At 67.1% G+C, this 25,450-nt stretch carries 24 protein-coding genes and 2 riboswitches; of the genes, 17 read left to right on the top strand and 7 right to left on the bottom strand.

Going from position 1 to position 25,450, the window contains the following annotated elements:
• Positions 1–10: 10 nt before the first annotated feature.
• The 3 genes from ACZ4O3_RS24740 to ACZ4O3_RS24730 form a co-directional block, all read right to left on the bottom strand.
• A complete protein-coding gene (locus ACZ4O3_RS24740) occupies positions 11–397 on the bottom strand; it encodes a hypothetical protein (RefSeq protein ID WP_467724303.1) in 387 nt (128 codons plus the stop codon).
• 73 nt (positions 398–470) lie between these two features.
• Positions 471–1,961 (bottom strand): MFS transporter, encoded by a 1,491-nt coding sequence (locus tag ACZ4O3_RS24735; RefSeq protein ID WP_467724267.1) that lies wholly within the window; start codon positions 1,959–1,961, stop codon positions 471–473.
• A gap of 577 nt (positions 1,962–2,538) precedes the next feature.
• Positions 2,539–3,003: a winged helix-turn-helix transcriptional regulator gene (locus ACZ4O3_RS24730; protein ID WP_467724301.1), complete on the bottom strand. Its 465-nt coding sequence runs from the start codon at positions 3,001–3,003 to the stop codon at positions 2,539–2,541.
• Positions 3,004–3,151: 148 nt separating this feature from the next.
• On the opposite strand from ACZ4O3_RS24730, the gene ACZ4O3_RS24725 reads away from it, so the two are divergent.
• The 14 genes from ACZ4O3_RS24725 to ACZ4O3_RS24660 all read left to right on the top strand — a co-directional run bounded on the left by ACZ4O3_RS24725 (position 3,152) and on the right by ACZ4O3_RS24660 (position 17,169).
• A complete protein-coding gene (locus ACZ4O3_RS24725; RefSeq protein ID WP_467724265.1) occupies positions 3,152–3,574 on the top strand; it encodes an NmrA family NAD(P)-binding protein in 423 nt (140 codons plus the stop codon).
• A 162-nt stretch (positions 3,575–3,736) separates the two neighbouring features.
• A complete protein-coding gene (locus ACZ4O3_RS24720; protein WP_467724263.1) occupies positions 3,737–4,681 on the top strand; it encodes an MBL fold metallo-hydrolase in 945 nt (314 codons plus the stop codon).
• Positions 4,682–4,933: 252 nt separating this feature from the next.
• Positions 4,934–5,836, top strand: coding sequence for a helix-turn-helix domain-containing protein (locus tag ACZ4O3_RS24715; protein ID WP_467724262.1), 903 nt, complete (start codon positions 4,934–4,936; stop codon positions 5,834–5,836).
• Between the two features lie 143 nt (positions 5,837–5,979).
• Positions 5,980–6,813 (top strand): alpha/beta fold hydrolase, encoded by an 834-nt coding sequence (locus ACZ4O3_RS24710; protein ID WP_467724261.1) that lies wholly within the window; start codon positions 5,980–5,982, stop codon positions 6,811–6,813.
• A gap of 236 nt (positions 6,814–7,049) precedes the next feature.
• Entirely contained in the window at positions 7,050–7,910 is an 861-nt protein-coding gene (locus ACZ4O3_RS24705) for an alpha/beta fold hydrolase (RefSeq protein WP_467724259.1), read from the top strand.
• 138 nt (positions 7,911–8,048) lie between these two features.
• On the top strand, positions 8,049–8,984 hold the full coding sequence (locus tag ACZ4O3_RS24700; RefSeq protein ID WP_467724257.1) for an SLAC1 family transporter: 936 nt from the start codon (positions 8,049–8,051) through the stop codon (positions 8,982–8,984).
• 77 nt (positions 8,985–9,061) lie between these two features.
• Entirely contained in the window at positions 9,062–9,577 is a 516-nt protein-coding gene (locus tag ACZ4O3_RS24695) for a carbonic anhydrase (protein ID WP_467724256.1), read from the top strand.
• A gap of 77 nt (positions 9,578–9,654) precedes the next feature.
• Complete coding sequence (locus tag ACZ4O3_RS24690; protein ID WP_467724254.1) at positions 9,655–10,194, top strand: carbonic anhydrase; 540 nt, start codon at positions 9,655–9,657, stop codon at positions 10,192–10,194.
• A gap of 75 nt (positions 10,195–10,269) precedes the next feature.
• A complete protein-coding gene (locus ACZ4O3_RS24685; RefSeq protein WP_467724253.1) occupies positions 10,270–11,070 on the top strand; it encodes an alpha/beta hydrolase in 801 nt (266 codons plus the stop codon).
• Positions 11,071–11,365: 295 nt separating this feature from the next.
• Positions 11,366–12,184, top strand: a complete 819-nt coding sequence (locus ACZ4O3_RS24680) for an alpha/beta fold hydrolase (RefSeq protein ID WP_467724251.1) — start codon at positions 11,366–11,368, stop codon at positions 12,182–12,184.
• A 143-nt stretch (positions 12,185–12,327) separates the two neighbouring features.
• Positions 12,328–13,188: an alpha/beta fold hydrolase gene (locus tag ACZ4O3_RS24675; RefSeq protein ID WP_467724249.1), complete on the top strand. Its 861-nt coding sequence runs from the start codon at positions 12,328–12,330 to the stop codon at positions 13,186–13,188.
• 108 nt (positions 13,189–13,296) lie between these two features.
• Positions 13,297–14,199, top strand: a complete 903-nt coding sequence (locus ACZ4O3_RS24670) for an NmrA family NAD(P)-binding protein (RefSeq protein WP_467724247.1) — start codon at positions 13,297–13,299, stop codon at positions 14,197–14,199.
• Positions 14,200–14,479: 280 nt separating this feature from the next.
• On the top strand, positions 14,480–15,463 hold the full coding sequence (locus ACZ4O3_RS24665; RefSeq protein ID WP_467724245.1) for a nitrilase-related carbon-nitrogen hydrolase: 984 nt from the start codon (positions 14,480–14,482) through the stop codon (positions 15,461–15,463).
• Between the two features lie 449 nt (positions 15,464–15,912).
• A complete protein-coding gene (locus ACZ4O3_RS24660) occupies positions 15,913–17,169 on the top strand; it encodes an IS256 family transposase (RefSeq protein ID WP_467724300.1) in 1,257 nt (418 codons plus the stop codon).
• Positions 17,170–17,762: 593 nt separating this feature from the next.
• Here ACZ4O3_RS24660 and ACZ4O3_RS24655 read toward each other — a convergent pair.
• The 4 genes from ACZ4O3_RS24655 to gcvT all read right to left on the bottom strand — a co-directional run bounded on the left by ACZ4O3_RS24655 (position 17,763) and on the right by gcvT (position 22,123).
• Positions 17,763–19,130 (bottom strand): L-serine ammonia-lyase, encoded by a 1,368-nt coding sequence (locus tag ACZ4O3_RS24655; protein WP_362723331.1) that lies wholly within the window; start codon positions 19,128–19,130, stop codon positions 17,763–17,765.
• 56 nt (positions 19,131–19,186) lie between these two features.
• Positions 19,187–20,449: a serine hydroxymethyltransferase gene (gene glyA / locus ACZ4O3_RS24650; protein ID WP_362723334.1), complete on the bottom strand. Its 1,263-nt coding sequence runs from the start codon at positions 20,447–20,449 to the stop codon at positions 19,187–19,189.
• Positions 20,450–20,487: 38 nt separating this feature from the next.
• A complete protein-coding gene (gene gcvH, locus ACZ4O3_RS24645) occupies positions 20,488–20,865 on the bottom strand; it encodes a glycine cleavage system protein GcvH (RefSeq protein ID WP_362723337.1) in 378 nt (125 codons plus the stop codon).
• A gap of 130 nt (positions 20,866–20,995) precedes the next feature.
• Complete coding sequence (gene gcvT / locus ACZ4O3_RS24640) at positions 20,996–22,123, bottom strand: glycine cleavage system aminomethyltransferase GcvT (protein WP_362723340.1); 1,128 nt, start codon at positions 22,121–22,123, stop codon at positions 20,996–20,998.
• Positions 22,124–22,170: 47 nt separating this feature from the next.
• Positions 22,171–22,280, bottom strand: a riboswitch (glycine riboswitch).
• A riboswitch (glycine riboswitch) is annotated at positions 22,281–22,378 on the bottom strand.
• 162 nt (positions 22,379–22,540) lie between these two features.
• On the opposite strand from gcvT, the gene ACZ4O3_RS24635 reads away from it, so the two are divergent.
• The 3 genes from ACZ4O3_RS24635 to ACZ4O3_RS24625 all read left to right on the top strand — a co-directional run bounded on the left by ACZ4O3_RS24635 (position 22,541) and on the right by ACZ4O3_RS24625 (position 25,078).
• Positions 22,541–23,221, top strand: coding sequence for an AAA family ATPase (locus ACZ4O3_RS24635; protein WP_467724243.1), 681 nt, complete (start codon positions 22,541–22,543; stop codon positions 23,219–23,221).
• Between the two features lie 103 nt (positions 23,222–23,324).
• Entirely contained in the window at positions 23,325–24,116 is a 792-nt protein-coding gene (locus ACZ4O3_RS24630) for an enhanced serine sensitivity protein SseB (protein ID WP_467724242.1), read from the top strand.
• 164 nt (positions 24,117–24,280) lie between these two features.
• On the top strand, positions 24,281–25,078 hold the full coding sequence (locus ACZ4O3_RS24625; RefSeq protein WP_467724240.1) for an enhanced serine sensitivity protein SseB C-terminal domain-containing protein: 798 nt from the start codon (positions 24,281–24,283) through the stop codon (positions 25,076–25,078).
• Positions 25,079–25,450: the final 372 nt, after the last annotated feature.

The following is a 25,450-nucleotide window of genomic DNA, read 5'->3' as shown; positions in this document are numbered from 1 at the left end:
CCGGCAGCGCTCAGCACTCGATGATGTTCACCGCAAGACCGCCCCGCGCCGTCTCCTTGTACTTGACGGACAAGCGGGCGCCGGACACGACGAGCCCACCGGCCTGCTGGTTCTCCGGGATTTTCTTGATCCGTTCGGCCGCTGGGGACTTCTCGGGGACTTCCGGTGGCCGGAGGCTCGCAGCGGAGGGGAACCGGCGGAAGTGCTCGCGTGCCCGTGCGGCGAGGTTGGGCGCCGGGGGCGCGTCACGGGTCCTGCGTCCTTCGGGAAGTGAGAAGCAGGGGCGTCCCCTGATGGCCCACTCGGGCTGCCGTCGGACGTGGACACCTACGACGAACTCGCCGACGAAAACGGGCCGTTCGCGGTACTTCTGGCCCTGTCCACCAGCCGCTGGCACCCAAGGAGGGTGCCGCGCCGGCTCCGCCTCGCGCGGCACCGTGTTCCCCCATGCCCGGCAGCTGTGTTCGTGGTCACGCTTGGGTTGGTCCGCGGAGGGTGGCGGAGGCTTCGGAGTTCGAAATGCCCGGGTTTCGCCGCCAGGGGGGAAGTACCTGGACTATTCCGGCGGTGAGGCCGAGCGCCGCAAAAACCCACCAGATGTGATGGAAATTGGCTACTCGGGGGACCAGACCAGAAGGGCCCAGAAGTGCGACGAAGATGCTGATTCCCAGGACAGCCCCGAGTTGCCTGAAGCTGGAGTTGATTGCAGAGCCGATGGCGAACTGTGCCGGGGGCAGTTTCGCGACGGCAGCGGCGGACTGGACGGGCAGGGTGAGGCCGATACCCAGGCCGGTGAGGAGGGTCCAGGGCAGCCAATGGGCGACCCACTGCGGAGAACCGTTCACGGACAAGGCGAACCCGAGGCAGCCAAGAGCCCAGGTAAGCGATCCCGCGAGCAGCACGGGACGGTGCCCGACAAGACTGGCGAGCTTCGTGGTCGAGCGGGCGATGAGGGTGACGACGACCGGCCCCGCGGCGCTGGCCAACGCCGCACGCAGTACGGAGTAGTGCCACTCCGTCTGGAGAAATATCAGGTTGCCCAGCAGCAGCCCGAAGAAGGCTGTCGAGAACAGCAGCGTAGCGGCATTCATTTCCGTGAACTGGCGCTCTTTGAAAAGAGCAAGGTCCAGTACCGGACGAGCGGACTTCGACGTCCGCCACAGGAAGACGGGAAGCGCGAGGGCCGCCCCGACGAAACCGGCCACCACCCATGAATTGGACCATCCGCGAGACGGCCCCTCAATGATGGAGAAGCTGAGAAGCGCGGGAATCGCAGCGACAAGGGCCGCCCCGAGAGGGTCCGGGACACCAGACGCATGCACGTCGCGGGACTCACGCAGCAGTCGTTTGCCGAGCGTAATAATGACTGCCGCGATCGGAATGTTGACCAAGAAGATCCAACGCCACGAGGCGTATTCGGTGAGCAGTGCGCCGAGGGTAGGCCCGACCGCCGCCGCCGCGGCGGCCATCGCGCCCCATACGCCTATGGCGACATGGCGTCGGGCGGCGTGAAAGTCGTGGAGGACCAGCGCCAGGGAGGACGGCACGACGAGCGCGGCGAAGACCGCCTGCAGGGCCCGAGCTGTGATCAACACTGCGGCGTTCGGAGCGAGTCCGCACAAGGCGCTCATCAGCGCGAAGCCGATGATCCCCACCATGAAGGTCTGCTTGCGCCCGTACTGGTCGGCGACCCGGCCCCCGGGGATGAGGACAGCCGCGAACACCACGCTGTACGCGTTCAGGACCCATGCCAGATGTCCGGTCGTGGTGTTGAAGCTGTGGTTGATCGTCTCGAATGCGATGTTCACGATCGTGGTGTCGAGGAAGACCACGAACGCACCGAGGCTGCCGAGGGCCAGTACCCAACGGGCCCGCTGGTTGTCCGCGGACGCCATGTCTTGAGATCCGTTCACAGGCACGGTCTGGCTGCCCGAGACGGGTGCTCTCTCCGTATTGGCCATGGTGCACTACTCCTGGTGTGTTGTGACGTACAAGAAATCAACGATGCAGAACGGATGGTCAGACAACCAGCGGAAAAAGTGGTGGTGCACCTTGTGCACAGAACTGTGCACTGAATGACGAATGGCTCAGCCGCGACAGGGCCGGACGACAGCAGCAAAGCCATTCCCGTCGCTGTTCTTACTGGGAATTCTGGGCGTGCGATTACCTACGCCGTTCGCTGTCCGGGCCGATATCGGGGAAGAGATGCGGCTCGCGGCTGGCTACACATACTCGCCCGTTTTCTGCGTAAACTCGGAAATGCTGGAGCGGTAGGTGCCGATGACGCAGGGAGCACTCGCCGGGGGACTCCGAGGCCGGACGCGCCGGTGAATCTCCAGCGGCGCGCGATCGCCATGGCGGTGCTGACGCCGCACGTCGGCCGGGCTGGCTCGTCCCGCCCCCTGCAGACGGTTGGTGCGGATTCAGCCCCCGAGCGAGATCCCGGCACACAGGAAGGACGTTTTGCATGGCGGGGTGCGAAACGGGGATGGGAGCGTCTCACGAGGGCGCGGCGTCGGCCCGTCGGGGAGGAGCATGTCAGGACGGCTTCAGGTCCGCCTGGGCAGCAGGGCCGCCAACCGTCCATCCGGGCGCGCGAGACACCAAGTGAAGATCTTCTTCGCTGATTGCCTGCCCGCAGACACCGCACACGGTGACCGGCTGGATCTGGTGCCCGTGGTGCTCCAGAACCATGGGCGGTTCATCGACCACCCAGCGATCACCCCAGGCCATGAGGTTGGCGAGCACGCCGAGAAGCTCCTTGCCCGCATCCGTGAGGTGATACTCGAACCGCGTGGCCTGGTACTCCCGCTTCTCAAGGATGCCGTCCGCGACCAGGGACTTGAGCCGGGCAGCCAGCCTGTCACGTGGGGCCCCCGTGTTGCGGGCGATCTGACTGAACCGCCGATTCCCGAAGAGAACCTCGCGTGCGGCCAGCAACGACCACCGGTCGCCTACCAGTTGAAGCGTCGCCGCTACTGAACAGGGCCTTCCTGGGACCATCGGAGACTGAGTCACGATTCAGAATATCAAGCCACGGTTTGCGATCCAAACCGTCCAGCGGTAACGTGACCTCACGGTCTCAAAATCAAACTGTTCGGGTCGTGATCCCAGTCCTCCGGGACCGTCCATCCGCTCAAGGCGGCATGCCATGTCATCCAGCGGCACCATCCTTGTCACAGGCGCAACCGGTCGGACTGGACAGAGCACGGTTGGGCTGCTTCTTGAGCGTGGGCACCGGGTCCGGTCCCTGGCGCACCCGGCGGATGCTCGATCCCACAAGCCGGCCGAAGGCGGCGTGGATGTCGTAGCCGGCGGCCCGCGGGACCTGAAGGCGTCCACACCGTCCTGGCGGACGTCCAGTCCCGCCTGCTTCGTCCACCCGGTCGAAATGGACCACGGACAAGTGGCGGCCCTATGTCCTGAGCGCTGGGCCGGGAAACTCACAGGCAGCTGTTCAAAGCGGGCCACGTCCAGGGCCGATTCTGGCCTCCGGGTATCCATGAGTCCGCGCACAGACGTGAGCAGGAACCGGACGCAGAGAAACCCATGTATCCACCGTCCCACGGAATGAAGCCTGCTGTGATCCTCCAGCGCAGCGAGTCCCGATCGGAGAATCATGTGTGACGCGACGAACGCGAGTGCGGTGGAGGTCGCAGAGTCTGCGCCGAGGCCAGCCGACGGAAAGGCCGTAGATCCGATTTCCCTTGCGCCGGTCGACGAGGTGCGAGTCACTGTGCTGGTAGACAACGTATTCGACGCACTACTCACAGGAGACACGAGGACTGCGCGATTCGGGTTCGGATCCGTCGACGTCCGTGCTGACCAGTTCGAAAGCGGATCGACATCGGTCGGCCTGATGGCCGAGCATGGATTCTCCGCCCTGGTGACTGTTCGCCGGGGCGAACGAGAGACCTCTCTGTTGTTCGACGCCGGTCTTTCGCCGCATGCAATGGTCGACAACGCGGACCGGCTCGGCGTCGGCCTGAAGGCCATCCACGGAGTGGTACTGAGTCACGGACACTTCGATCACGCCGGCGGACTGGCCGGGCTCAAAAGCAGACTCGGACGTAGCGGCATGCCCATGGTGATCCATCCACACGCCTGGACCCGCCGGAGGATGGCAGTCCCCCATGGCGGCGCGGGCGAATTCCCGACCCTCAGCAAACGTGCCCTGACAGGGGAAGGATTCGATGTCATCGAGCGACGTGAACCTTCACTGCTGGTGGACGGAAGCGTCCTGATCACCGGGGAAGTGGACCGCACCACCGAATTCGAGCTCGGTATGCCGTCGGCGCACCAAGCCTGGAGCGGAACCCGGTGGGAGAGAGACCCTCTTGTGATCGACGATCAAGCACTCGTGGTGAACCTGCGAGGGCACGGCCTGGTGGTCCTGACAGGATGCGGTCATGCTGGCCTGATCAACATCCTTCGCCAGGCAAGACGGCTGACCGAAGTGCAGCAGGTCCACGCCGTGATTGGCGGACTGCATCTTGCCGGCCCGGCGTTCGAGCCGGTCATCGCCCCCACTGTCGCTGCACTGAAGGAGATCGCGCCGGCGCTGATTGCCCCCGGGCACTGCACGGGTTGGCGTGCCCAGCACACCCTGGCAGCGGAATTCGCTGATGCCTGGGTTCCCAACAGCAGCGGTACCACGCACCGGCTGACCGCTGCTGCCTGAGACCGGGCGAGGTGGCCGTCGGCGGTGCCCGGTACATTCCCAAATGGAGAGACCCATGGAATGTCGGCGGATACTTGTTGCCTTCATTCGTGGCCTTTGGGCGCCCGGTTTTCTCGCCCGCCCGTTGAGATGGTTTCAAACAGCAAAACTATTGACCCTCTGCTTGCAGGTAGCAAAGGTGGCACGACGATGACAACAAGATGGGATATCCGCGACATCTCACCGGGGGAGCGGGGTGATGCAGTCCGCGAGGTGATAGCCAACCTCACCGGTAAAGTCGACATCAGTTTCCCGGACCGAGGGAAAACCGTAGAGGCGGTCGGGACTACATCGATCCTTGGGCCGCTGACCGTGGCAACTGTGCGTTCGAACGCGAGAAGCGTTGAAAGAACTGGGAGTTTCACCAAGGACGATCTGGAGCCCGCCATCTTTGTCGGCCTTCAGATACAAGGCTTCAGTACCGTGATCCAGCAGGACAGGCAAGCCACCCTCCGGCCCGGTGACCTCATTTTCTACGAGTCCACCGAACCCTATCGAGTCGAGGACGCCAAGGGAATCCGGCAGCACTTCTTCCGGATTCCCGTCGGCCGGCTCGCATTGAGCCCGGCAGTCTTCAGTAAGAACTCTGCGACCGTCCTCAGTCCCGGCCACCCGATCACTCAACTGACCGCCGACCACCTGCGGCGCCTCGCGGCAGGGCATGCAGATTTCCAGGGAACGGGCGCCGAGGCGGTAGGACAGCCCAGCATCGATCTTCTGCGGGCCGTCATCGCCACCCACGTCGATGCCACACAACTCACGAATGCGTCACTCCAGGAGACCCTGCTGGTCAGGATTCTGGAGTACGTGCGAGCGCACCTGTCCGAGCCCGGCCTGAATGCCGCTCAAGTGGCAGCGGAACACCACATCTCGCTCCGGCATCTCTACAAGATCCTGGCAGCGAACGGTATCTCTCTCGCGGACTGGATCCGCACGCATCGTCTCGAAGAGTGTCAGGCGGAATTGAGCAGCACGGGCTCCCGGTCCAGCACGATCGAAACCGTGGCGCGACGCTGGGGATTCAGCGACATGTCCAGTTTCAGTCGGATCTTTCGCACGGCCTACGGAATGTCACCGCGCGAATGGCGCACCCTGCACAGAAATGAAAAGTCTTAGCGCACGAGTCAATGCTCAAACCCTGCATCGTTCTGTGCGAGCCGTGCACGGAAGCCCGGTGGAGCTGTTCTGGCCGGAAGTCGCTGGTCACAATGATCACATGCTGATCCTCGCGCGCAGAAACGATGAAAGGTGACCCGCTCATGCCCTTTGTCGCTGTAGGTGAAGAGAACTCCAGGCCGATCGAGCTCTACTACGAAGATCACGGCAGCGGGACTCCTGTCGTCCTGATCCACGGTTACCCGTTGGACGGGCGGTCGTGGGAGAAGCAGGAGGCGGCGCTCCTGGCGGCCGGCTACCGCGTGATCGCGTACGACCGGCGTGGTTTCGGCAAGTCGAGTCAGCCGGGTTTCGGCTATGACTACGACACGTTCGCCCGGGACCTCGACGTTTTGCTCACCGAGCTGGACCTGCGCGACGTCGCGCTCGTGGGTTTCTCCATGGGTACGGGCGAGGTGACGCGCTACCTGGGCACGTACGGTTCGACCCGGGTGACGAAGGCGGCTCTGCTCGCGCCCCTGCCGCCGTTTCTGCTCAAGACGGACGACAACGCCGAGGGCCTGGACAAGGAGCTCTTCGACGGGTTCGTGGCTGCAGCTGGCGGTGACCGGCCGGCGTTCATGACGGGTTTCCTGTCGGAGTTCTACAACTACGACGTCTACGCCGGCTCGCTGGTCAGCGAGGAACGGTTCAGGGCGAGCTGGAACATGGCCACCGCGGCCTCAGCGATTGCCAGTGTCGAGTGCATTCCCGCCTGGCTGACGGACTTCCGTGCGGACCTGCCGAAGATCGACGTCCCCGTCCTGGTCATGCAGGGCGACCAGGACCGCGTCCTGCCGCCGGATCGGACCGGTAACCGGTTGCCGGAGTCCGTCAGCAACCTCGCCAGGCATGTCGTGATCGAAGGTGGTCCCCACGCGGTCATCTGGACTCACGCAGAGCAGGTCAACGCGGCGCTCATCGACTTCCTCACATGAACGCCGCGAATGGGCCCCCTTCCACGGACGCGAGACGCGAACGCGCCGACCTGTCCGCCGCCACGCGCGCGGTACGCGGGGACGGCCGCACCCGCACGGTGCAGCCGGCCATCGCTCCCGCACGACGCAGGCGGCCCCTGACCAGCAATGGGGGCCCCGAAGAATTCCCGACGGCACCGGCTCGTCTCGGAAGGCGCAGCGGCTGGTGGCCCATGGACGTTCAGCGAGGAGAAGCCATGACAACGCCGACGTATGTTCAGCACAAGGTAGCGACCCCGTTCGGGTCCCTGGCCGTGCGGGACTTCCCGGGCGGCCGGGACCCGTTCGTCCTCCTCCACGGGTTCCCCGACGACTCGGCCGTCTACGACAAGCTGGTCCCCGAGCTGCAACCCCGGCGTGTGGTCACCTTCGACTACGTCGGCTACGGGCAATCCGAGCGCGTCCACGGCGCGGGCGTCCTGGAGGGACAGAGGCTCAAGGAGACCGCGGCGGTCATCGATCAGCTGAACCTCGAAAAGGTTGTCATCGTAGGTCACGACGCCGGCGGTCCGGTGGCTATTGAGTACGCCGCGGCCCATCCTGACCGAGTGGCCCGGCTGGTGCTCCTCAACTGCTACTTCGGCGAGTCACCCACGCTGCGATTCCCCGAGATGATCCGGCTCCTGGGCGATCCCCATCTGGTCCCGCTCGCCGATGCGCTCATGCAGGACCCCGCGCAACGGAAGTGGCTCCTGGAGCACACCGCCCGGCAGTTCGGCTACGCCCCGACGGACGACATCCGTGAGATGTCGATCATCCCCCAGTTCTTCGGCAGCGCAGCACAGCCCGACTCACTCGAAGCCGTCCGGGCATGGACGGGTCGACTGTTCCCGGACATCGCCCTCACCAACGAAGTGATCGCGTCAGGCAAGTTGGCGACCCTGCCCTGCCCTGTCGACGTGGTGTTCGGCACGAACGATCCGTACCTGAACACCGGCGTCGCGCAGCACCTCGCAGGTCTCTTCCCGAACGCTCAGCGGCACTCCGTCGAGGCACGCCACTGGGTGCAGTGGGACGAGCCCAAGGCACTGGCGGGAGTGCTCATGCGAGCGGGCTGAAGTCTGCCTCGCAGTCATTCGAGACCCGCCCGCGCGGTGTCACTGACGGTCGTCAGCGGCATAAAGCTTTCGCGTCGGCAATTCCAGCATTGGCCAGGTCCCATGAGTAAGACAGCTACAGCCCGACCGGCGTACCGGGTGAGTCTCAACTACTTCGCCATCCCCCTCGGTCTCGCGGGACTGGGAGGAGCATGGACGGCGGCGCCAACGGTGCTGAATGCTCCGGAATGGGTGGACGGCGTCCTGTTCTCGGTGAGTGGCGTGTGCTGGCTGGCATTCACGGTCGTGTACGTCGGAGAACGCGTCAGGGACCGTGGGGCATTCCGGGCCGACCGTGAACATCCCGTCGACGGGGCGTCAGCAGCTTTCCTTCCCGTTGTCGGTATCTTGCTGACCATGCATTTCGAACAGTACGTCTCGTTTGATGCGGCGCGAATGATCTGCTGGCTGCTCGTATTCACGCTGTCCGTCGTGGCGGGCCAACTGTTCGCCCATTGGCTGACCGGGCAGACGAGTTTCAACCAGCTTCATCCCGGCTACTTCCTTCCGCTGGTCGCCGGGCCCTTCGTGGCCAGTATCGGACTGTCGACCGTGCACGCTCAGACCGCAGCCCGAGCAGCGCTGGGAGCGGGCATCTTCTTCTGGGTCATCATCGGCGGCGTCATCACGGCACGCCTCATCACCGCAGGTCCCCTGCCACATGCTGCCACGCCGGCTCTGTCAGTCCTCCTGGCCCCACCTGCCACAGGGGGCGTCGCGGCCTTCGCCGCGTACCCGGGTCCTGCCGGAACGCTCCAGGCCACGTTCCTCGGGATCTTCCTGATGACGCTGATGGTGCAGGTCTTCCTGCTGCCCAAGCACCGGAGACTCGCGTTCGGACTTGGCTTCTGGAACTTCACCTTCCCGGCCTCAGCATCCGCCAACTACGTAATTCGCTGGTGCCGAACTTCAGCGTTCGCTGGCTGGGAGGCACTGGCCTGGACCGCGCTCGGACTTGCCACGGTCATCGTGCTGGTCATAGCAGCGGTAACTCTCAGAAGCCTCCTACCGCTAAAGAGTGGCCGGGCAGTGTGAGGACCGCTGTCACCGCAGCGGCCGCGGTCATGTCCCCCGTCCAGAAACCGAAACTCCGTATCCCCGAGGAGCGAGCCATGAACGTAGTAGAAACCCTGACTGCCAGGAACGCGGATTTCGCAGCCGGGCAGTTCACTCCCGGACTGCGCCTGATGCCGTCACTGAAGACGATCGTCATCGGTTGCGTCGATCCCCGCGTCGACCCGAACGAGGTACTCGGAGCAAAGACCGGTGAGATCGCGACGCTCCGCAACGTCGGAGGACGCGTCACTCCCGAATTGCTGATTGAACTGATGATGCTGCGCAAGGTGACGCAGGCTTTCGGCGGTGACATCGGTCCCGGCTGGGAGTTCATCGTCCTTCACCACACGGACTGCGGTATCACCCGGCTCGAAGAACAGCCGGAAGTCCTCTCCGATTTCTTCGGAGTCGATGAGAAAGAGCTGGACGATCTGCACGTCGGCGACCCCCGTGCAGCTGTCACACGCGACGTCGCCACGCTCCGCTCCGACAACGGGCTGGCGGGTGTACGGGTCTCGGGCCTCGTCTACGACGTCACCAGCGGCACTGTGGAGACCGTCGCCGCACCCTGATTCCTGCCCAGGGACGGGTGGCCTCGACAGAGCCGGCCACCCTCCCAGCACGATCCGGCTCTCCGAAAGGCGGCGCCATGACAGACATGCACGATCTGACCGAGCGAAACGCGACGTTCGCTGCCGACCGCTACAAGACCGGCTTGAGCATCAACCCGAGCGGCAACCTCGTGATCGTGGGCTGCGTCGATCCACGGGTGGACCCCGCCCACGTACTTGGCCTCGGCCAAGGCGAAGCGGCAGTCATCCGGAATGTCGGAGGACGCGTCACGCCCGCGACGCTGAGCACGATGGCCATGCTCAGGAAGGTCGGCCTGGCGAACCCTGACGGCAAACAGCCAGGTGACTGGAACCTCGTCATCCTCCACCACACCGACTGCGGAATGACCGATCTCGCCGCCTACCCCGATCTCCTGGCCGCCTACTTCGAGATCGCGCCCGACGGGCTGCGGAACAAGTCGGTCAGCGACCCGTTCGGCTCCGTCCGCGTGGATGTCGACGTAGCCCTGCGTGAGATCAACCGGAGCGCGTTCCTCGTTTCCGGGCTCGTCTACGACGTGGCCACCGGACGAGTCGAAACGGTCGTTGCGCCCACGCCTCCCAGCGCCGTGCCGTGAGCGTCGACCCGTCGCCCACGCGCCCGATCAATCATCAGATCAGCGTGCCAGTTCGTTTCCCAGAGGGAGAACTAAATGGAAACCCCGCGAATACCAGTTGTCTTCATTCACGGCTTGTGGGTGCACGGCTCGTCGTGGGCGCCGTGGCTGGAGGTCTTCGAGGGGGCCGGGTACGCGCCTGTCGCGCCGGGCTGGCCGGGTGACGCCCCCACCGTCGAGGGGACGCGCGCCGCGCCGGACGGCCTTGCCGGGAAGGGCTTCGACGACATCGTCGAGCACTACAAGACCTTCATCTCAGGGCTGGACACTCTCCCCGTCCTCGTGGGGCACTCCTTCGGTGGGACGGTCGCCGAGAAGCTCCTCGGGATGAATCTAGGGGCGGCAGCCGTGGCCGTCGACGCCGCGCAGATCAAGGGCGTGCTGCCGGTGCCCGTCGCGGCGCTCCGCAGCGCGTTCCCGGGCCTGAGGAATCCGGCCAACCTGCACAAGGCGGTGTCGTTGACGGCTGAGCAGTTCCGTTACGGCTTCGGCAACGCGCTGACCGAGCAGGAGTCCGACGAGCTTCACGAACGGTGGAGCATCCCGGGGCCGGCCAAGCCGTTGTTCGAGGCATCCGTCATGAATTTCGTGCCGCACTCACCTCTCAAGGTGGACACCGGCAACGAGCGGCGCGGCCCACTGCTGCTGATCATGGGCGGTCAGGACCACACCGTCCCGGAAGCGATCACCAAGGCGACACTCAAGCAATACCGTCATTCCGCGGCGGTCACCGACATCGAGGAATTTCCGGACCGGGGCCACTCGCTCACTATCGACCACGGCTGGCCCGATGTCGCAGCCGTCGCCCTGAAGTGGCTCAAGGGGCAGGGGTTCTAGGCCCGCTGCAACCCGGCAGTCTCCACGCCAGCCGGTCTTGAAGCGTCGACGGCAGCAAGTCCCCAGCTCGTCACACGGCCTCCCCCGGTACGTCTTCAGCGCCGGCGCAGGTACGTGCGACGGCACTCCGCCCAGCACCAGGCAGGGTCCTGGACGCCATTGAGCGAACAACTGGCTCACCCACTCGCGTTCAGACCTGCCGAGGACCGCCCCGCAATCACCCGGCCTCCTGAGGACCGGGTCAGACCGCATGCCCGTTCCGCCACGCCAAACGCCACACCTGAGGAGAAAAGTAATGAACACCACCAGTAGATTCGCGGTGGCCGTCGCGGCCGCCGCCGGTGCCACCGGCCTGATCGCCAGTGCGCCTGCGGCCACGGCCACGCAATCCCCCGAAGCCAAGCCGACGATCGTTCTCGTTCACGGGGCCTGGGCGGAAGGCTCCAGCTGGGCCGGCGTCACCGAGCGTCTGCAGCACCAGGGCTACACCGTGGACGTCCCGCCGAACACCCTGCGCGGCCTCGCCACCGATTCGGCCAACCTGCACGCCTTCCTTCAGACGGTCAAAGGACCGATCGTCCTCGTCGGCCACTCCTATGGCGGCGAGGTCATCACCAACGCAGCTGTGGGAATCGACAACGTCAAGTCGCTCGTCTACGTGGACGCCTTCATCCCCGACAACGGGGAGACCGCAGGACAGCTCAGCGCCGCCAAGCCGGGATCGGCACTGGCCGTGGAGGATCCCAGCACCGTCTTCAACACCGTCACCATCCCCAACGGCGGAGGCAACGTCGATCTGTACGTGAAGCCCGGACTCTTCCCGCAGATCTTCGCCGGCGGTGTCGGCCACGACAAGGCGGCAGTTCTGGCCGCCGGTCAGCGCCCGCTGGCGGGCAGCGCACTGTCCGACCCCTCGGGCGAACCGGCCTGGAAGACCCTCCCCTCCTGGGCGCTGATCGGCACCGCCGACAAGGTCATCCCTCCTGCGGAGCAACAGGTCATGGCCGACCGTGCCGGCTCGCACATCGTCAAGGTGAACGCACCCCACCTGTCCATGGTCGCCAGGCCCGGAGCCGTCACCGACCTGATCGCGGCCGCTGCCACGCACAGCTGATACGCGGCAACACCTCGCCCGACCTTTCACCAGCATGTGACACGTCCAGGACGGTGGGCCGCCACCCGCCGTCCGTCTGCTCAGCCCTGACCAGGGCGACGACAGTCGGCAGCGCAGTCCGGCCCACCACCAAGGAGCGAATCATGCAACCGTTCGCAGCAGTGGAACAGCGGGTCTCCACCCGGCACGGCTACCTCCATGCCAAGGACCACCCGGGACACGGCACGCCCTTCGTGTTCCTGCACGGCTACCCCGACGACTCGACCGTCTACGACAAGCTCATCGCGCAACTGCACCCTCACCGGTCGGTGAGCTTCGACTTCCTCGGCTACGGACAGTCCGAGCGGGTGCAGAACTCGCCCGTCGCGGACGGTCAGCGGCTCGCCGAGACCGAGGCCGTTATCGACCAGCTGGGGCTCGGGAAGGTCATCCTGGTGGGGCACGACGCCGGAGGCCCGGTCGCCGTCGAGTACGCCCTGGCCCATCCGGACCGAGTCGAGCGCCTCGTCCTGTTCAACTGCTACTTCGGAGAATCGCCGACGTTGAGGTTCCCCGAGATGATCCGCCTGATGGGCGACCCGGACCTCGTTCCGCTCACCGACGCGCTCTTCGCAGACCTCGCGCAGCGGCAGTGGCTGCTGGGCTACACCGCCACCCGGTTCGGGTACGGACCGGCCGACGACATCCGTGACCGGGTCATCGTCCCCCTGTTCTTCGGGACCGCAGGGCAGCCGGACGCCCTCGACGCGATCCGCGCGTGGACGGCACGGCTGTTCACCGACCTCGCGATCACCAGCGAGCTCGTCGCAACAGGCAAGACCGGAGACCTCCAGATCCCCGTGGACATCATCTTCGGGGCGAACGACCCCTACCTCAACAGCGGAGTCGCCGAGCACCTGGCCGGACTCTTTCCGAACGCACGGCTCCGGTCCGTACAGGCCCGCCACTGGCTCCAGTGGGACGAACCAGAAGCCGTGGCCCGTCTGCTGATCCACCACGAGTGATCCCGGCCTGGCAGCCCCCGGGCACAGGGGCGTCATGCAGCCGGCCGCAGACACGAAGAACTCAGAACGCTCGCCCTCGCCCTGAGGCACATGTCGAAAGGAAACAGGATGCCGGAGAAACTGATCCTGGTGACCGGAGCCGGAAACGCCGGATCCGTGGGGAGAAAGGTCGTCGAGCGCTTGCGGAGTCGGGGACTGCCGACCCGTGCGCTGGTCAGGAAAGACGACGAACGTGCCGACACTCTCCGCGCAACAGGCGCCGAAGTGGTCGTAGGTGACCTCACCCAGCCGGCGGACGTCTTCCGTGCGCTGGAGGGCTGCCACCGGATCTACTTCGGGATGAGCGTCTCCAGCTCCTATTTGGAGGCGACAACGGCAGTTGCCGCTGCCGCACGCGAGCACGGGGCCCTGGAGGTCCTCGTCAACATGTCGCAGATGACTGTCTCGCAGATGACGATCACGAGCACCTCGGAGTCACGTCAGCAGCGCCTCCACCTGCTGAGCGAACGGATCCTCTCCTGGTCGGGCCTTCCGGTCGTTCAGGTCAGGCCCACCATCTTCATGGAAAACCCCCTGTTCCAGTTCGCGATCCAGTCGACTCCACAAAGGATCACCGTCCATTTGCCGTTCGGCTCCGGACGCACCTCGCCGGTCGCCACGAGCGACGTCGCAGACGTGGTGGTCACCGTTCTCGCCGAGCCCAGTTCTCATCTTGGCCGGGTGTACGAACTCACCGGACCGGTGTCCAGGGACATTAACGGTGTCGCGGAGCAGTTCGCCAAGGCAGCAGGCCGTCCCGCCACCTACGTGGACGTGCCCCCTGAAGAGTGGGCTCAAAGCCTGGCAGCAGTGAAGCTTCCGGACCATCTCATCGAGCATGTGACGACCATGGCCCGACTGCATCGCGAAAACCGATACGACCGGGTCTCCACGGATATCGAGACCATCCTCGGCAGACCGGCCCTTGATGTTCGTGATTTCGCCGAGAACAACCCTCAGCTGTTCCAGTAGGCCGGGCCTTCCGGCCGCGGCATCGATCCAGCTGCGCCTGTTGCACTTTCAGCCCGGCACGCGCTGCGAGATCCACGGCTCGCTGCGACTCGGCCCTGTGCTCCTCCGTAGTCCGTTGCCTCGGCGGAGCCGTCCGCCGCGGTCGTGATCGTTCCGTCAACCCGTGCCGCTCCCCGCAGCACCATCGCTCAGCCATGGGCATCGTGCCGAGCCCTGACGCATCGACAGGCGCAGGCACCTCCGTCAGTCATGACCCCGTATTTCGAAAAGGAACCGCACGATGACCGTCGTAAAAGCTGCCGCAGTCCAGATCAGCCCCGTGCTCTACAGCCGCGCGGGCACTGTTGAAAGGGTCGTTCAGAAGATCCGCGAGTTGGGAACGAAGGGCGTCCAGTACGCGGTCTTCCCTGAGGCCGTCGTGCCCTACTACCCGTACTTCTCTTTCGTGCAGGCCCCCTACGCCATGGCAAAGGAGCCGTTGCGCCTGCTCGAAGAGTCGGTGGCCGTGCCGTCCGCCGAGACCGACGCGATCGCCGAGGCCGCGAGGGAGGCTCACATGGTCGTCTCGATCGGTGTCAACGAGCGTGACGGCGGCACCATCTACAACACACAGCTGCTGTTCGACGCGGATGGCACGCTGATCCAGCGTCGCCGCAAGATCACGCCGACCTATCACGAGCGGCTGGTCTGGGGCCAGGGCGCCGCTTCCGGCCTGCGCGCGGTGGACAGCGCCGTCGGTCGTGTCGGCCAGCTCGCCTGTTGGGAGCACTACCAGCCGTTGGCACGCTACGCGCTGATCGCCGACGGCGAGCAGATCCACGCGGCAATGTATCCCGGGGCCTTTGGAGGCCAGCTGTTCGCGGAGCAGATCGAGGTCAACATTCGCCAGCACGCACTGGAAGCGGCTTGTTTCGTCGTCTGCGCAACCGCCTGGCTCGACAACGACCAGGTGGGGCGAATCGCCGAGGACACCGGCGGCCCGGCGCTCTCCGGCGGCTTCTTCACCGCAATCGTCGATCCCGAAGGACGCATCGTCGGCAAGCCGCTGACGTCCGGCGAGGGTGAGGTCATAGCCGACCTGGACTTCGCGCTGATCGACCAGCGCAAGCGTCTGATGGATGCGCGCGGCCACTACAGCCGCCCGGAACTGCTCAGTCTGCGGATCGACCGCACTCCGACGGCCCACCTCCACGAGACGGGGACTCCTGCGACGGTCCGGAGCGCTTCCGCGGTGCCAGAAGACCGCTCCGCCATGACCCGCTGAGCCGTTCCCACCCGTGTTGCATCCGCGTACGACGCAGGTCAACACGGCTGGCCCGCGGTGACCCTGCTGTGCGGCAACGCGACGGGAGGATCCACGACGCCGTCAACGTTGGTTCTTCCCCGGCTCGACAAGAGCGGCGGCCCAAGCCGACCCTCCAGTGGCACAGGTGTCCGATCTTCGTTCTGGCCCTACCCAGGGACCTTCCACCACGTAAGCGGGGAAGGCCCCGACAGCGCCGAAAGAGACGAACGCGCTGTTCAGGGCCCGTTTCCCTAGCACTCGCTGATGTTCAGCGCCAGGCCGTACAAGCGGGCGCCGGACGCGACAAGCCCACTGACCTGCGGGATCCCTGGGATTTTCCTGATCTATTCGGGTCTGTACGGTGAGTGGTGTAACTCCCGGGCTGGAAGCGACAGTTGATGACTGACGTGACGAGTGGCTCCGAGGCCATGGAGGCCGCTGTGAGTGGGACGAACGCGGTGGATGACGGGCTGGTGGCCGAGCTGGTTGCCCGGGCCCAGGCTGGTGGCGTGAAGCTCACCGGGGAGGGTGGCCTGTTGCAGCAGCTGACCAAGCGGGTGCTGGAGGCAGCCCTGGAGGGCGAGCTCACCGATCACCTGGGACATGAGCCCGGTGAGCGGGCCGAGGGCGGCCGGGAGAACTACCGCAACGGACACCGCTCCAAGACGGTGATCACCGAGTCGGGGCCGGTCGAGATCGCGGTGCCGCGGGATAGGGCCGGGTCCTTCGAGCCTCAGCTGGTCAGGAAGCGTCAGCGGCGTCTGGGCGGGGTGGACGAGATGGTCCTGTCTCTGTCGGCGAAAGGGCTGACGCACGGGGAGATCTCCGCGCATCTCGCCGAGGTGTACGGCGCAGAGATCTCCAAGTCCACGATCTCCACGATCACCGACAGCATGATGGCCGGCATGACGGAATGGCGGAACCGTCCCCTGGACAGCGTCTACCCGGTCGTCTTCATCGATTGTGTGAACGTGAAGGTCAGGGATGGGCAGGTCGCCAACCGGCCCGTCTATATGGCGGTGGCGGTCACTGCCGAGGGACACCGGGACATCCTGGGCCTGTGGATCGGTGATGGCGGGGAGGGCGCGAAGTACTGGCTTCAGGTCCTGACCGAGATCAAGAACCGCGGCGCGGCCGATGTCCTGATGTTGGTCTGTGACGGCCTGACCGGTCTTCCGGACGCCGTGAACACGGTCTGGCCTGCGACGATCGTCCAGGCCTGTGTCGTTCACCTGCTGCGGAACAGCTTCCGTTACGCGGCCCGGCAGGACTGGGAGAAGATCGCGAAGGCGCTCAGGCCCGTCTACACCGCGCCGAGCGAGGACGCCGCGCCGGAGCGGTTCGTGGAGTTCACCGACGCCTGGGGCAAAAAGTATCCGGCGATCGTCCGGCTCTGGGAGGCGGCCTGGGCAGAGTTCGTGCCCTTCCTCCGGTTCGACGTCGAGATCCGCAAGATCGTCTGCACCACGAACGCGATCGAGAGCATCAACGCGCGGATCCGCAAGGCCGTCCGGGCCCGGGGCCACTTCCCCACCGACCAGGCCGCCCTCAAGTGCGTCTACCTGGCCGTCATGAGCCTGGACCCGACCGGCACCGGACGTAAACGCTGGACCATGCGCTGGAAGGCCGCACTCCAAGCCTTCGACATCACCTTCGACGGCCGGCTCACCGCCGGACGCCGCTGAACAAACCAACCGAGTTCCATCGTTCGCTACACAGACCCCACCGCCGTGGCTGCGCGAGTGGACTCGATGCGGAGGATGCATGCCCGGCTCGTGCGACTGCGCAGCGAGTACCGGCCTGTGGCCGAACCATCGGCGGCCACGGCGTAATCCCCGGTCTCGTACCACGATGGGGCGACGAAGTTGGCGCTGTACGGTGGCGGTTCAGCCTGAACGGGTAGGTTTGCTCGTGATCACGAACTCTTAGCAAGCACTCGCCAGATGATGGCAAAGCCGTGGCTGAATGACGGTTCGAGTAGGCGGACAGAGCCTGCCGAGTTCATCCGTCAGCAGTGCAGGCCAGTCCAGAGGCGTGGTGGGCGCCGCAGACGGACGACGGAACAGTGGGCCCGCGGAACGGGAAAATCGTTCGCAGGCGGCACCGTGTTCCACGACCAAGTGGCGCCCTGGCGGCCGGGTACGAAGGGCGTGTGGCGGGGACATCCTGGGGACTTTCAGGTCTGTCCCAGGAACTGTCCGGGGACGTTCCCCCGCGTAAGCAGGGAAGGCCCCGGCAGCGCCGAAAGACACGAACGCGCTGGGCAGGGCCCGTTTCCCTAGCACTCGATGATGTTCACCGCCAGCCCGCCCCGCGCCGTCTCCTTGTACTTGACGCTCATGTCGGCGCCGGTGTCCTTCATGGTCTTGATGACCTTGTCCAGGGACACCTTGTGGGAGCCGTCGCCGCGCATGGCCATGCGGGCCGCGGTGACCGCCTTGACCGCGGCCATGCCGTTGCGTTCGATGCAGGGGATCTGGACCAGGCCGCCGACCGGGTCGCAGGTGAGGCCGAGGTTGTGCTCCATGCCGATCTCGGCCGCGTTCTCGACCTGTTCCGGGGAGCCGCCGAGCACCTCGGCCAGCGCGCCCGCCGCCATCGAGCAGGCCGAGCCGACCTCGCCCTGGCAGCCGACCTCGGCGCCGGAGATGGACGCGTTCTCCTTGAAGAGCATGCCGATCGCGCCGGCCGCGAGGAGGAAGCGGACCACTCCGTCCTCGTCGGCGCCCGGGACGAAGTCGATGTAGTAGTGCAGGACCGCCGGGATGATGCCCGCCGCGCCGTTGGTGGGAGCGGTGACCACCCGGCCGCCCGCCGCGTTCTCCTCGTTCACGGCCATCGCGTAGAGCGTGATCCACTCCATCGCGTGGGCCAACGGGTCGCCCTCGGCGCGCAGTTGCCGCGCGGTGATGGCGGCACGGCGACGGACCCGCAGACCGCCCGGCAGGATCCCCTCCCGCGACATCCCGCGCCCCACGCACGCCTGCATCACCCGCCAGATGTCCAGCAGCCCCTCGCGGATCTCCTCCTCGGTGCGCCAGGCCCGCTCGTTCTCCAGCATCAGGGCGGAGATCGACAGACCCGTCTCCTTGGTCAGGCGCAGCAGCTCGTCGCCCGTGCGGAAGGGGTACTTCAGGACCGTGTCGTCCAGCTTGATGCGGTCCGCGCCGACCGCCTCCTCGTCGACGACGAACCCGCCGCCGACCGAGTAGTACGTCTTGGAGAGGAGTTCCGTCCCAAAGGCGTCGTACGCCCACAGGGTCATGCCGTTCGCGTGGTAGGGCAGCGTCTTGCGGCGGTGCAGTTTCAGGTCGGCGTCGAAGGAGAACGCGATCTCGTGCTCGCCCAGCAGCGACAGGCGCTTCGTGGCCTTGATCGTCTCGATCCGGTCGTCCGCGCCCTCCACGTCGACCGTGCGCGGCGAGGCGCCCTCCAGGCCGAGCAGCACCGCCTTCGGGGTGCCGTGGCCGTGGCCGGTCGCGCCGAGCGACCCGTACAGCTCGGAGCGTATCGAGGTGACGGAGTCCAGCAGCCCCTCGTTGCGCAGGCGGCGGGCGAACATGCGGGCCGCGCGCATGGGACCGACGGTGTGAGAGCTCGACGGGCCGATACCGATCGAGAACAGGTCGAAGACCGAGATGGCCACGGGAACTCCTTGGAAAAGGGCGGGGGCACACACCATCGGGTGCCCCCACCAGGGAACTACTTGTTCAGACCGGGGTAAAGCGGGTGCTTCGCGGTCAGGGCCTCGACCCGGGCCCTCAGGGCCGCCGCGTCGTAGGACGGCTTCAGCGTCTCGGCGATCACGTCCGCGACCTCGGTGAAGTCCTCGGCCGTGAAGCCGCGGGTGGCCAGCGCCGGGGTGCCGATCCGCAGCCCCGAGGTGACCATCGGCGGGCGCGGGTCGTTCGGGACGGCGTTGCGGTTGACCGTGATGCCGACCTCGTGGAGACGGTCCTCGGCCTGCTGCCCGTCCAGCTCCGACTCGCGCAGGTCGACGAGGATCAGGTGCACGTCCGTGCCGCCGGACAGCACGCTCACGCCGGCCTCGCGGGCGTCGGGCGCGGTGAGCCGCTCGGCGAGGATGCGCGCACCCTCCACCGTACGACGCTGGCGCTCCTTGAAGTCCTCCGAGGCGGCGACCTTGAAGGAGACGGCCTTCGCCGCGATCACGTGCTCCAGGGGACCGCCCTGGAAGCCGGGGAAGACGGACGAGTTCAGCTTCTTCGCGAAGGCCTGACGGGCCAGGATGATGCCGCCGCGGGGACCGCCCAGCGTCTTGTGGGTGGTGGAGGTGACCACGTCGGCGTAGGGCACCGGGTTCTCGTGCAGACCGGCGGCGACCAGGCCGGCGAAGTGGGCCATGTCGACCCACAGGTACGCCTCGACCTCGTCGGCGATCCGCCGGAACTCGGCGAAGTCCAGCTGGCGCGGGTACGCCGACCAGCCGGCGATGATCACCTTCGGCCGGTGCTCCTTGGCGAGCCGCTCCACCTCGGACATGTCCACGAGACCGGCGTCGTCCACGTGGTAGGCCACCACGCCGAACTGCTTGCCGGAGAAGTTCAGGCGCATGCCGTGGGTCAGGTGGCCGCCGTGGGCGAGGTCCAGACCCAGGATGGTGTCGCCGGGCTGCGCCAGCGCGAACAGGGCCGCCTGGTTGGCGGAGGCACCGGAGTGCGGCTGCACGTTGGCGTACTCGGCGCCGAACAGCTCCTTCACCCGGTCGATGGCGATCTGCTCGGTGACGTCGACGTGCTCGCAGCCGCCGTAGTAGCGGCGGCCCGGGTAGCCCTCGGCGTACTTGTTGGTCAGTACCGAGCCCTGCGCCTCCATGACCGCGACCGGAGCGAAGTTCTCCGAGGCGATCATCTCCAGGGTGGACTGCTGGCGCACCAGCTCGGCGTCGACCGCGGCCGCGACCTCCGGGTCGAGCTCGTGCAGGGGCGTGTTCAGAACGGACATCTTTTTCTACGACTCCTCAGCCGGTGTCTGTGCGGTCCTCAGCCGGCGGTGAAGGCGGTGTACTCGTCGGCGGAGAGCAGATCGGCCGGCTCGTCCGCGATGCGCACCTTGAACAGCCAGCCGCCCTCGAAGGGGGCCGAGTTCACCAGGGACGGATCGTCCACGACGTCCTCGTTGATCTCGGTGATCTCACCGGTGACCGGCGAGTAGAGGTCGGAGACCGACTTGGTCGACTCCAGCTCGCCGCAGGACTCGCCCGCGGTCACGGTGTCGCCGACGGCCGGGAGCTGGACGAAGACGACGTCACCGAGCGCGTTGGCCGCGTGCTCCGTGATGCCGACCGTCGCCACGCTGTCCGCGGCGGCCGACAGCCACTCGTGCTCCTTGCTGTAACGCAGCTGCTGGGGGTTGCTCATGGCCTGAATTCTCCTGTACGCGGGGGAGTGCTGGTGAAAGAGGACTGCTGGAAAGACACGTGAGCAGCGGAAATGTGCGCAGGGTCACGCGCCGCCGCGCCCAGTGTCTCCTCTGGGTCTGCCTCGGGGTCTACTTCTGGCGCTTGTAGAAGGGCAGGGCCACGACCTCGTACGGTTCGTGGCTGCCCCGGATGTCCACACCGACACCCGTGGTGCCCGGCGCCGAGTGCGCCGCGTCGACGTACGCCATGGCGATCGGCCTGCCCAGGGTGGGGGAGGGGGCGCCGGAGGTGACCTCGCCGATCACCTCGCCGCCCGCGACCACCGAGAACCCGGCGCGCGGCACCCGACGGCCCTCGGCGACCAGGCCGACCAGCACCCGCGGCGGCTCGGCCGCGGCCCGGTCGGCGGCCTCCTGGAGCGCCTCGCGCCCCACGAAGTCGCCGTCCTTCTCGAACTTCACCACCCGGCCGAGCCCGGCGTCGAAGGGGGTCAGCGAGGTGGTCAGCTCATGCCCGTAGAGCGGCATGCCCGCCTCCAGGCGCAGGGTGTCCCGGCAGGACAGCCCGCAGGGCACCAGGCCGACGCCCTCACCCGCGTCGGTGAGCGCCTGCCACACCTGCACCGCGTGCTCCGGCTTCACGAACAGCTCGAAGCCGTCCTCGCCGGTGTAGCCGGTGCGGGCGATCAGCGCCGGGACCCCGGCGACCGTGCCGGGCAGCCCGGCGTAGTACTTCAGGCCGTCCAGGTCGGCGTCGGTCAGCGACTTCAGGATCCCGGGCGACTCCGGTCCCTGGACGGCGATCAGGGCGTACGCGTCCCGGTCGTCGCGCACCTCGGCGTCGAACCCGTCGGCACGCTCGGTCAGCGCGTCGAGGACCACCTGGGCGTTGGAGGCGTTGGCCACGACCAGGTACTCGGTCTCGGCCAGCCGGTAGACGATCAGGTCGTCGAGGATGCCGCCGTCGGCCCGGCAGATCATGGTGTAGCGGGCGCGCCCGACGCCGACGGAGGCGATGTTGCCGACCAGGGCGTGGTTCAGCAGGGCGGCCGCCTGGGGGCCGGTCACGGCGATCTCGCCCATGTGGGAGAGGTCGAAGAGCCCGGCCCTGGTCCGCACGGCGACATGCTCGTCGCGTTCGGATCCGTAGCGCAGGGGCATGTCCCAGCCGGCGAAGTCGGTCATGGTGGCGCCGAGCGAGCGATGCAGGGCATCGAGCGCGGTACGGCGGAGTCCAGCGGAATCGGAACTGCTCATCGGTCGGTCGTCTCCCAAAGATCCCAGGGCATGACAGGCGAGGTCTGTCCTCCCCATCTGTCATCGGAACCTGAGAGGTTCGCCTCGACCACCACAGTGGTCACGACTTGCACCTTGGGTGGGACCGCCGAGACGGCGGCCCGCTTTTCAGATGTGCCTCGCCCGCGCGGTAACGGGGCCTGAGAGATTCAAGGGAGGGACTTGCTCCTTCGGCGCCCCGGCGAAGACTGCCGGGGACTCTCCCGCGCGGATTCAAACGGCCGGTATGCAGTTGGCGGGCACATCATTGCATGCCGGGCGGAGCTTTGTGACAGGCCTGTGGCCGGAAGCGGACCGAACCGCGAGACACCGGGGATTACCTTCTCTTTACAGTATGTGGGGAGAACCTTTCCTGAACCCCCAGGGAGGACGGTCACGGTGACAAGGACCACGGCATACGCGACGACGGGCATGGCCCTGTCCGGGCAGCCGGCGGCCCCCGCGCTCGAGCGGTGCGCGGAGCCGGCACCGGTCGTCCGTGATCTGCGCGACCGTGCGGGCGGCAGCCCGCCCGGTCTGCTCTTCGGCCCTCGTGACCTGGTCGTGGTCACCGGACTGCCCGGCAGCGGCAAGTCCACCCTGATGCACCGCACCGTCCAGGGCATCCGGATCGACTCCCAGGACACCCGGGACCGCTGGGACGCCCGGCTGGCCCGCTTCCTGCCGTACGCCCTCTACCGCCCGCTGGTCCGCCTCGCCCACTACGCCGGACTGCGCCGCGCGCTGCGCACCGGCGAGGGCGTCGTGGTGCACGACTGCGGGACCCAGGCCTGGGTGCGCGACTGGCTGGCCCGCGCGGCCCGCCGCCGCGGCGGCACCCTGCACCTGCTGCTCCTGGACGTCACGCCCGGCACGGCGCTGGACGGCCAGCGCGAGCGCGGCCGGGGCGTCTCCCGGTACGCCTTCCTGCGCCACCGCCACGCCGCGTCCCGCCTGGTGCGCGCGGTGGAGAAGGGCGGGCTGCCCCAGGGGGTCGGCTCGGCGGTCCTGCTCGACCGGGACGCGGCGGACGTACTGTGCCGGATCGCCTTCCGGAGGGCGGAGCAGCCCACCGGGTGAGGCCCCCCGGTCGGCGGATCGGCTCACGGGGTGAGGCATTGTCACAGCCACCCGCTAGCCTTTTCAGACTCAGCAGCAGCGGTTTCCAGCAGGCGGTAGGCAGATGGACTTCCCGGCGGACATTCCCGCGGACTTCCCGGCACAGGCGCACCCCCACCCGCACGGCGGTTGGCCCGGCAACGAACTGGAGGAGGTCCTGTCGGCCTCCCTCGGCGTCCCCTCGGCCGCGGGCCGGCTCATCGAGGTACTCGGCCGCAGCTTCCTGTGGATCCCGCTGCCGGAGGGCGGCGGTCCGCACAGCGGCCCGCTGGACCTGCCCACCACCGAGATCGAAGGCCGGGTGTACGTCCCGGTCTTCAGCTCCGAGGAGCAGTTCCGCCAGGTGGTCGGCGCCCACCTGTCGTACACGATCGCCCCGGCCGTCGAGTTCGCCCGCGGTCTGCCCCCGCAGGTCGGCATCGCCGTGAACCCGGGGGGCGTGGTGGGAGTCCCGCTGCCGCCGGAGGCGGTCGCCGAGCTGTGCCGCTGCGGCCGCAGCGAACTGGACGGCCCCGCCTCGGGCGGCCGGGTCCGGCTCTTCGAACCGGACTGGCAGGACGACCCGATGGACTTCCTGGCCGCGGCCTCCGCCGAGTTCGCGGGGACCGGCGTGGTCGCCACGGCCCGCCGCTGCCTGGCCGCGGTCGAGACGGCCGACCCCGTGATGTTCGTGGGCGTCGAACTCTCGCAGTGGGAGGGGGACATCAGGGCGGTGCCGCTGGAGGCGCTGGGCAAGGCGCTGGGCCGGGTCCCGGTGCAGTGGCCGGTGAACCTGGTCCTGCTCGACGTGGCCGACGACCCGGTGGGCCACTGGATGCGGGAGAACGTCCGGCCCTTCTACCAGTACGGCCACTGAAGGCGCCCCGCCAGGGGCGCGGGGCCGTGCCGATGTGCGGTGCGACCCCGCGGGCCCGCCCGGCCACGACGCAACCCCCACTCGTGCACGGACCATCGGCCCCCTCCCCCCGGGCGCTTAAGCTGTCCCCGAATGCGGGGCGACAAATGAAGGGGCGGTAACACGTGAGCGCCAGCGGCACCGCGGCGGCCGGACAGGTCGAGCACATGCTGCGCCAGGTAACCCCCGGGCGCTACGACGCCTACGAGGCACTCCTCCGCGCCCTCGCCACGCCGTCCTCGGGTCAGATCTGGATGCTCCTGTGGCACGGTCAGGGCGGCTCCCCCGACGCCCAGTACGGGAACATGGACGTCGAGGGCCACGGCTACGCCCCCTGCGTGACCTCGGCCCAGGAACTGTCGGCGAGCGGCTGGAACCGTTCGTACGAGGTGGTCGACGGCCTCGACGTGGCCCGCACCCTCTATCCCGACCACTTCGGGCTGTGGCTCAACCCGCACGCCCCGGGCGGCGGGGTCGGCATCCCCTGGCTGGACCTGCGCCGGATCGCGACCGGCCTGGAGCGCCAGCCCGCGGGGCCGCTGCGTCTGGCCGAACCGACCATCGAGATCCCGCAGTTCTACGCGCTGCTGTCGCAGAACGCCCACCGCACGCCCGCGGTCCGCTCGCTGCGGCGCGCCTGGGTGCAGCCGGCGCTCGGCGCGCCGTATCTCGCGATCGGACTCGACGTGTACGACACGTCGCCGCCGGCCGTGGACTCGGTGCGGGCGATGATGCAGCAGTCCGTCGGGGCGGTGCCGGAGGGGCTGCCGGTGTCCACGGTCGCCATGACCGACGAGTACGACCCCGTGGTGATGTGGATGCGGGCCGCCGCGCGTCCGTTCTACGACCGCGAGGCCCACGCGGCCCCGCCACCCGCACCGGCCGCGGGATACGGGTATCCACCGGCCCAGAGCGGCTACTGAGCGACGAGAAGGCGGCGCGCCCGTTCCCTCCACGGAACGGGCGCGCCGCTTCGTCGCGGCCTGGTTCCGCCGAACGGAATTCGCCATGGGGAAGCGCTCTCATCGGCCTCCCTGTGTCCGGGTAAGCGGTTGCTCTCGGGGCGGTCAGGTGAATTATCAGAGGAACATCTGATCCGCAAGGTCCCGATTGTTCACTTTGTGGAGGGAGAGAGAAGGAACTGTGTTGACGTAGTCATGACAATAAGCGGAGCGTGACGTCAGTCACGTCGAGTGGGGTCCGCCCTGCGCCCAAACCTCCGCTTCTCCGTGCGGCGGTGCGACGGTGGGTGACGGGCAGTCAACTGCGCGAGTGCGGTCTCCGCGCGTAGACCG

The sequence above is a fragment of the Streptomyces sp. NPDC026515 genome, from assembly GCF_055567595.1.
Note: the sequence above shows the minus strand (reverse complement) of the source record. Positions and strands in the feature narration are given on the sequence as shown.